6 protein-coding genes are annotated in these 8,080 nt (G+C 49.2%); 5 read left to right on the plus strand and 1 reads right to left on the minus strand.

From position 1 onward, the window contains the following. Nucleotides 1-7 precede the first annotated feature (7 nt). The 4 genes from EV202_RS07475 to EV202_RS07490 all read left to right on the plus strand — a co-directional run bounded on the left by EV202_RS07475 (nt 8) and on the right by EV202_RS07490 (nt 5,031). Complete coding sequence (locus tag EV202_RS07475; protein ID WP_106069980.1) at nt 8-223, plus strand: Sec-independent protein translocase subunit TatA/TatB; 216 nt, start codon at nt 8-10, stop codon at nt 221-223. A gap of 16 nt (nt 224-239) precedes the next feature. Beyond that, on the plus strand, nt 240-1,046 hold the full coding sequence (gene tatC / locus EV202_RS07480) for a twin-arginine translocase subunit TatC (protein WP_131926458.1): 807 nt from the start codon (nt 240-242) through the stop codon (nt 1,044-1,046). Then, entirely contained in the window at nt 1,036-4,482 is a 3,447-nt protein-coding gene (locus EV202_RS07485; protein WP_131926460.1) for an AAA domain-containing protein, read from the plus strand. The genes tatC and EV202_RS07485 overlap by 11 nt, the downstream gene beginning before the upstream one ends. 207 nt (nt 4,483-4,689) lie before the next feature. Beyond that, nucleotides 4,690-5,031, plus strand: a complete 342-nt coding sequence (locus EV202_RS07490; RefSeq protein ID WP_234878257.1) for a transposase — start codon at nt 4,690-4,692, stop codon at nt 5,029-5,031. A gap of 153 nt (nt 5,032-5,184) precedes the next feature. Here the strand turns inward: EV202_RS07490 and EV202_RS07495 are convergent, their stop codons facing one another. Continuing rightward, the gene (locus EV202_RS07495) at nt 5,185-6,351 is read right to left on the minus strand and encodes an iron-containing alcohol dehydrogenase (protein WP_131926462.1); all 1,167 of its coding nucleotides are present in this window, start codon (nt 6,349-6,351) and stop codon (nt 5,185-5,187) included. A gap of 259 nt (nt 6,352-6,610) precedes the next feature. Here EV202_RS07495 and EV202_RS07500 point away from each other — a divergent pair, with 259 nt between their 5' ends. Beyond that, nucleotides 6,611-7,852, plus strand: a complete 1,242-nt coding sequence (locus tag EV202_RS07500; RefSeq protein ID WP_131926464.1) for a carcinine hydrolase/isopenicillin-N N-acyltransferase family protein — start codon at nt 6,611-6,613, stop codon at nt 7,850-7,852. The last annotated feature ends 228 nt before the right edge of the window (nt 7,853-8,080 follow it).

Here is an 8,080-nt window from a genome sequence, read left to right on the forward strand (position 1 = left end):
TACAGTTATGACGAACTTTCTTTTATTGGGGCTTCTGCCCAGTGGTTCTGAGTGGATTATCATCGCGTTGGTCATTTTGCTGCTCTTTGGTGGCAAGAAGATTCCCGAATTGATGCGCGGCTTGGGCAAAGGCGTGAAAAGCTTCAAGGACGGTGTGAACGAGGCAAAAGAGGAAATCAATAAAGCCAAGGACGATTTGGATAAACCGGCAGAGGAGAAATAGTAATCTGTGCATCTACATGGCGGAAAAAGAACTGACGTTTTGGGATCATCTGGACGAACTGCGTCGTGTGCTGTTTCGTGTGCTCGGTGTATGGTTTGTATTGGCTGTGGGTTACTTCATTTTCATGCCTTATCTGTTCGATAAGGTGGTATTGGCTCCTTGTCATAGCGATTTTCTCTTCTATGACTTGTTGCGCTGGATAGGAAATGAGTTGAATTTGCAGGATGAGTTTTTTACACAAGAGTTTCATGTGAAGCTTGTCAACATCAATCTTGCCGCGCCATTCTTTGTACACATGTCCACCGCTTTCTGGATGTCGGTGGTGACGGCAGCGCCTTATCTCTTCTATGAAGTGTGGCGCTTTGTCAGTCCGGCCCTTTATCCCAACGAGCGCAGGGGGGTGAAGAAAGCCTTGTTCATCGGTACGCTGATGTTTTTTGTCGGTGTGTTGCTGGGCTATTTCATGGTCTATCCGCTAACTTTGCGCTTCCTTTCCACTTATCAGTTGAGCGCAACCATCGAGAATCAGATCTCATTAAATTCGTATATCGATAACTTTATGATGCTGATACTCTGCATGGGGCTGGCGTTCGAATTGCCGTTGGTGACGTGGTTGCTGTCTCTGCTGGGCTTGGTGCACAAGACGTTTTTGCGGAAATACCGCCGTCATGCCATTGTCATCATTGTGATTGCTGCGGCCGTCATCACTCCTACGGGCGACCCGTTCACTTTGTCCGTGGTGGCTATTCCGCTCTATTTGCTCTATGAATTGAGCATTCTGATGATAAAGGACAAACCACATTCTCTGACTCATGAAGAATGAGGTGGGGGAATATTATGAGTTGTTGCTGACGGTTTGTAAAGAAGAAACCCTTCCTCCGAATGTCTGTTATCGGCGTATGCGGGAGCTGCTGGAGCAGTTGTGCCGCACGCAGATGGAAGACGGAAGCCTGCAAATGACTGACCTTTCGGCACGAATCAGTTTCGTGGCGTCGAAGGTAGGTCTTACTGTTGCGGAGCAGAACCGTCTCCATACGTTCCGGCTGACTTCGAATGCGGTGATGAACCGCCGGCTTGAACCTCAGCGCGAGTCGTTGCTGCGTGATGCCAAAACGTTAGCCTTCTTCATCAAACGGCTGACGGGGGAAGATATTCCGTCCGAATTGTATGGCTTGCTGCCTCAGGCGGATGCCACCTATCTTATCGCTCTTCCCGCCAGACAGCGTGTGAAGCGTATGCGTGTCTGTTTCCAGTATTCGGATGAGACTTATTTGTATGTCTTGCCTGTGGATGCCGTGACCGATGAGCCGTTGCGTGTTCGCTACAACCTGCCCCGGATTAACGAAGAGTTTGCCGAAACCTGCCGGCTTTTGTGGAGGCATGCACAGATCAACCTGCTGGATGTAGCGGTAGACGAGGACGGCATACTTACTCCTTCATTTATCATATTGGAGCCCGATTATCTGATAGACATCAGTTCTTTGGCCGAATGCTTTAGGGAGTACGGGCATCATCCTGCCAATTATCTGCTGGCACGTCTGCAATCACCCGATAATACCCGCCCGTTGTTGCTGGGTAACATTGCCAATCTTTTTCTGGATGAATGGATTCATGCTGAGGAGGCACCCGACTATCTGGCCTGTATGAAGAAAGCCTTCCGCTCCTATTCCATCGAACTGGCGGCATGCGCCGATTTGCACGATAGGGAAAAGGAAGCCGAATTCTTTGCAGACTGCAAGCGGCATTTTGAGAATATCCGCCGTACCGTGACGGAAACCTTCCGGGAACCGGGCTATGAGCTGGAGCGGACAGATGCGGTGTTGGAACCTTCGTATATCTGTGAGGCGCTGGGATTGCAGGGGCGGTTGGACTATATGCAGAGGGATATGTCGTCGTTCATCGAAATGAAATCGGGCAAGGCTGACGAATATTCCATCCGTGGCAAGATTGAGCCTAAAGAAAACAATAAGGTGCAGATGCTGCTTTATCAGGCTGTACTGGAGTATGCCATGGGGATGGATCACAGGCATGTGAAGGCCTATCTGTTCTATACCCGCTACCCGTTGCTTTATCCGGCGCGCCCTTCGTGGGCAATGGTGCGCCGCGTGATGGATGTGCGCAATCGTATTGTAGCTGCCGAATACGCCATTCAGATGCGTAACAGTCCGCAATATACGGCCGAACGCTTGAAGGATATCAATCCCGCTACCTTGAACGAGCGGCATCTGGACAATGTGCTCTGGAAGCGTTTCCTCTATCCTTCCATCGATGCCGTGGCACACCGGATTCGTTTGCTTTCACTGTTGGAACAAAGCTATTTCTATACATTATATAATTTCATAACCAAGGAACTCTATACTTCCAAGTCGGGCGATATCGACTATGAAGGGCGCACAGGCGCCGCTTCGCTTTGGCTCTCTACGCTGGCGGAGAAGTGCGAGGCCGGGGAGATTCTGTACGACTTGCAGATTCGGGAAAACCGTGCTGCGGCTGTGCGTAAACCTTATTTGTTGCTGGCCTTGCCTGCTCCTGTTTGCGAATCTTCCTCGGCAGATGCAGCCGGAACAGGGTGGGGTGTTTCTTCCTCTTCACTGTCGGCGCCGGTTCTCCCTAATTTCCGGCAAGGTGATGCGGTGGTGCTTTACGAACGAAATACGGATGCCGACAATGCGACCGATAAGATGGTATTCAAAGGTAATATAGAGCATATTTCTGATGATGAGGTACGCATCCGCCTTCGTGCCACCCAGCAGAATGCGGGCGTGCTGCCTACCGATAGTCGCTATGCCATTGAACACGACCACATGGACACCTCGTTCCGGAGCATGTATCTGGGGCTATCGGCTTTTCTTTCTGCAACGCAGAGGCGGCGCGATTTGTTGCTGGGGCAGCGTCTGCCCGAATCCGATCCTTCTTTCGATGAAAAGATTGCTACGGCCCCGGATGATTTTTCCCGAATTATCATGAAAGCCCGTGCCGTCAGGGATTATTTTCTGTTGGTCGGCCCTCCGGGCACGGGGAAAACCTCCCGTGCATTGCGTGGCATGGTTGAGGCTTTTTACGGAGAGGGTAAACAGGTCTTGCTGCTCTCTTATACCAATCGAGCCGTTGATGAAATAAGCAAGGCGTTGGCTGCCATCACGCCCGAAATAGATTTTATCCGTATCGGCAGCGAGTTGTCTTGTGACGAGACGTTCCGGCCTCATTTGATGGAGAATGTACTGGAGGCATGCTCCACCCGTAGGCAAGTGCAGGAGCGCATTGCCCGTTGCCGTGTGTTTGTCGGCACGGTTGCCACACTTTCTGCCAAAACCGAGCTTTTCCGGCTGAAAACCTTCGATGTGGCTATTGTGGACGAGGCGACCCAGATTTTGGAACCGCAGCTTCTGGGACTGCTGTGTGCCCGTAACCCCGCCGGCGAGGATGCCATAGGCAAGTTCATTCTGATAGGCGATCATAAGCAGCTTCCGGCTGTGGTGTTGCAATCTTCTGTACAGTCGGAGGTGGGCGATGAAGCCTTGCGAGCCGTGGGGCTGTATAATCTGAAAGATTCCCTGTTTGAACGTTTGTATCGGAATCTTCTTCAAAAGCCAGGCTTCGCTTTGCCTTTTTTCGATATGTTGTGCCGTCAGGGACGTATGAATGTGGAGGTGGCGGCTTTTCCCAACCGGGCTTTCTACGGAGGCTTGTTGCAACTTGTCGGTCTGCCTCATCAGCAAGGAGAACTTATTCTTTCTCCCGAATTGTGCGACAGTGAGTTTGCTCCATTGCTGACTCGCCGTGTGGCTTTTTTGCCTTCCGAAGCGGAACCGTCGGTGCAGTCTGCCAAAGTAAATCATTCGGAGGCACGGATTGTCGCCCGTTTGGCAGAAGCCGTCTATCGTCAATATGCCGGCTCTTCCGGTTTCGATGCTTCTGGCACTTTGGGCATCATTACCCCTTACCGCAGTCAGATAGCCCTGATAAAGAAAGAATTGGCCGCTATGTGTGTGCCTGCTCTGAATGATATACTTGTAGATACGGTAGAACGCTTTCAGGGCAGCGAACGGGATGTCATTATCTACTCTTTTTGCGTGAATCGCGCTTACCAACTGAAATTCCTTGCTAATATGACGGAAGAGAACGGTGTTCCGATTGACCGGAAGCTGAATGTTGCCCTTACCCGCGCCCGCAAGCAGATGTTCATGACGGGAGTGGTGTCGCTGCTGAAGCTGAACTCCGTCTATTCTGAACTGTTGAAGTCGATGGGCTATGAATAGGGTTGAGATGCTGTATTTTTACGCTCGAATCAAAGAAACGCAATACCATGATACAGATGTTCAATATTCTATCTTATTTCATTGCTGTCCATTAAAACATTTTCTAGTGTATAAAATTTAGGGCTGATACTTCGTGAGTGAATTATCAGCCCTTTGGGTTATCTTTGACAACCTAAACTCGTGAGCTTGCTGCCCAACGATTTTGACATGGCACTTGAAACCATCGTGGAAATATACCGCAAACGATGGCTCATAGAGTCACTCTTCACGCAAATCAAGCAGAATTTCCCTCTCAGATACTTTTATGGAGAAAGTGCCAACGCCATCAAGATACAGGTTTGTGCGACACTCATAGGCAATCTGCTTATGACACTCCTGCAAAGACGACTTACACAGCCTTGGAGTTTCTCGGGATTAGCCACGATGGTAAGAATCGTCCTGATGTACTACATCAATATGGATACGTTCTTTGAACGACCTGACGAAGACTTGAAATTACTCCTAAAACAAACATCGGAAGAACCTCTGGAAGAAGAGAATTTGACGTAAGGAGGCTTGTCCAAAAGCAGAAATACTCCCAACACGTAATAGCTAACGAGTTGGGAGTAGATAACTATGGTTTAGCGGACAGTAATAGTTTGGAATATCCCTGCTTATCAACTGTGATGTCTTGGTGACGTTGTCGTTTTATGGCGGCATGTTTTACAGACTCTTTCTGAGAATCTCGATGATTTCTTCACGATTCAGTTTGTGATAACCGCTGTCGAAGATGATGGTGCTGTCTGTTATTCCTTCGAGCATCTCCTCCGTTACGCCAAGTTCTTTGATACTGAGCACTACACCTATTTCACGCATCCAGCTTTCCAAAGCAGCCAATCCTTCTTCTGCCACCTGCCGGTCATTCTTCCCTTCCGGACGGATGTCCCAAACGGCTGTGGCAAACCGGCGGAGCTTATCAGTGGCATAAGGCAGAATATGGTGGTAGTAAGGCAACGAAACGGCGGAGAGTGTCATGCCGTGGGTGGCATCCGTGTGGGCTCCGATGGCTTGGCCTATCATGTGTACCATCCAGTCTTGCCGCTTGCCGCATCCGACAAGTGTGTTGAGTGCCCATGTCGCTGTCCACATGATGTTGGAGCGTGCCTCGTAATCTTCGGGATTTTTAACGGCAATGCGGCTGGAGTGAATCAGAGAGCGCATCAGTCCTTCATTCAGATAGTCGCTGGTGTTGTCGTCGGTATTGGAGAAGTATTGCTCCATGAGGTGCGACATGATGTCGAAGAATCCGGCCACCATCTGATAGCGGGGCAGTGTATAGGTATATGTAGGGTTTAAGATGGAGAAGCGAGGCATCACACGCTCATCGAACACTTTGCTGATTTTCAGACTTTCGGCATGGTTGGTGATGACCGAACCGCCATTCATTTCAGACCCTGTGCCTACCATTGTGAGAATGCTGCCTACCGGAATGATGCGACAATCAGGGTCTTCTTGACGTTTGTAATATTTTTCCCACGGATTTTCATTGCACCACGCCGAAACACTCACGCCTTTGGCATAGTCGATGACCGAACCGCCACCTACGGCGAGGATAAGATCGACATTCTTCTCTCGTGCCAGTTTTGCTCCTTCGTACAGCTTCTCCACGGTGGGGTTGGGCATGACTCCCGGCAACTCCACAATTTGTTTACCTGCTCTGCCGAGAATATCGGTCACTTGGTTGTAGATGCCGTTGTGCTTGATGCTTCCACCGCCATAGGTGAGCAGTACCACAGGACCATACGCTTTTAATTCTTCGGCCAAGAATTTCAGCGAGTCGTCGCCGAAATAAAGTCTTGTAGAATTTGAATACTTGAAATTGCCTAACATAGTTCTGTTTTTTTGAGGGGTTATACTTTTATTTTATCGGTCATTGGCAGACTTAGTATAAAGATACTGTGATTTTCTTGAAATCCGGTGTTTTACAAATCCTTTTGTCATGAATTCAATTTTCCGGCGGGCAGCATCAAATCAATCTGCAAAAAGCTTATCTGGCAAGATATAAACGAATTTGCGAAATGTTTTCTTTTCTTATTTCTCGGATTATCATAACTTTGTGAATCTCATTTTTAGAAAAACAGATAAGGTTATGATGAAATGTATTCCCTTCGTGTTGAGCTTGTTCTCGGCGTTTGTTTTTGCCGAACCGCTTTTTGCTTGCACTTCCGCCGTTGTCTCCGGCAAGGTTACTCCCGATGGTCGTCCGTTGTTGTGGAAACACCGCGATACGGACTTCCTGCGAAATCATGTGGCTTATGTAAAAGGTGAGAAGTATGATTTCATTGCCGATGTGAATAGTAGTAATTTTCCGGAGCTGAAGGAAGCGTGGATTGGTACAAACACCGCAGGCTTTGCCTTGATGAACACCCAGTCTTACAATCTCGTTGAAATAAAGGATGGGGAAGAGCGTGGTGTAGCCAATGGGCGTATCATTTATCGCGCTTTGGAGGTTTGTGCCACAGTAGAAGACTTCCGACATTTTCTTGACACCATTGCAAAGCCCAGCATGATAGAGGCGAACTTTGGTGTGATAGATGCCAAAGGCGGTGCGGCCTTGTTTGAGGTGGACTATTATAAATATACGATGTATGACGCCAATGATCCGAAAGATGCTCCTTACGGTTACATTGCCCGTACCAACTTCTCTTTCACGGGTAAAGTGAACGAGGGTGCAGGCTATGTGCGCTATATGGAGGCCGACCGAGTATTGATGAAGGCTTCGGCTACGGGAGGCGTCACTCCGCAAGGTATCTTCAATGACCTTTCGCGCTCATTTCGCAACTGCATGCTTGGCATTGATTTGAGGAGCGGTGATTTTAACTGTCCGAAGGGGGCGGGCTGGTTTGTCGATCATGATTTCATTCCGCGTAGCGGCACTTCTTGTTCGGTAGTGGTGCAAGGTGTAAAGCCGGACGAAAAGGCGGAGCTTACTACCATGTGGACACTTTTGGGCTATCCTCCTACGGGAGTTGCCATACCTCTTTGGGTGAAAGGAACCGGCAAACTGCTTCCTCCGATGGTGTGTTTGGACAAGAAACTTGCGGCTGCTCCGCTCAGCGATTGGTCTCTTCGTCTTGCCGACAACGTTTACTGCTACAAGCAGGGAATGGGGACAAATCGTTATTTGAATTGGGAAAGGTTGTATAGCCCGGCGAGGGGCGATGGGTATATGACACGGCTTGCACCCGTGGAGGAAGAAGTATTCAGGCTCACTGTGCCGGTGTTGGACAGTTGGCGTAGGCAAGGAGAAGTAAATGTGGATGAGATGAAAACATTATACCGGGAGCTTGAAAAACCGGTTCAAACTATTTATAAGTTACTGCTTGAATGAACCGCCATTTGATACTTGCAGGAGCGTAGGCTTACACTTGCACAAGCGAGAACTTGCAGTGCGGCTTCAGTCGAACTTACAGTGCGGCTTCAGTCGAACTTACAGTGCGGCTTCAGTCGAACTTACAGTGCGGCTTCAGTCGAACTTACAGTGCGGCTTCGGTCGAACTTACAGTGCGGCTTCGGTCGAACTTACAGTGCGGCTTCGGTCGAACTTACAGTGCGGCGG

The organism is Prevotella heparinolytica (assembly GCF_004342845.1).
Taxonomy (GTDB): domain Bacteria; phylum Bacteroidota; class Bacteroidia; order Bacteroidales; family Bacteroidaceae; genus Bacteroides; species Bacteroides heparinolyticus.

Bases quoted from the DNA above. Each gene is read 5' to 3' on its own strand.
- EV202_RS07500 (WP_131926464.1), top strand. From the start codon at position 6,611: ATGATGAAATGTATTCCCTTCGTGTTGAGCTTGTTCTCGGCGTTTGTT.
- EV202_RS07485 (WP_131926460.1), top strand. From the start codon at position 1,036: ATGAAGAATGAGGTGGGGGAATATTATGAGTTGTTGCTGACGGTTTGT.
- EV202_RS07475 (WP_106069980.1), top strand. From the start codon at position 8: ATGACGAACTTTCTTTTATTGGGGCTTCTGCCCAGTGGTTCTGAGTGG.
- EV202_RS07490 (WP_234878257.1), top strand. From the start codon at position 4,690: ATGGCACTTGAAACCATCGTGGAAATATACCGCAAACGATGGCTCATA.
- tatC (WP_131926458.1), top strand. From the start codon at position 240: ATGGCGGAAAAAGAACTGACGTTTTGGGATCATCTGGACGAACTGCGT.
- EV202_RS07495 (WP_131926462.1), bottom strand. From the start codon at position 6,351: ATGTTAGGCAATTTCAAGTATTCAAATTCTACAAGACTTTATTTCGGC.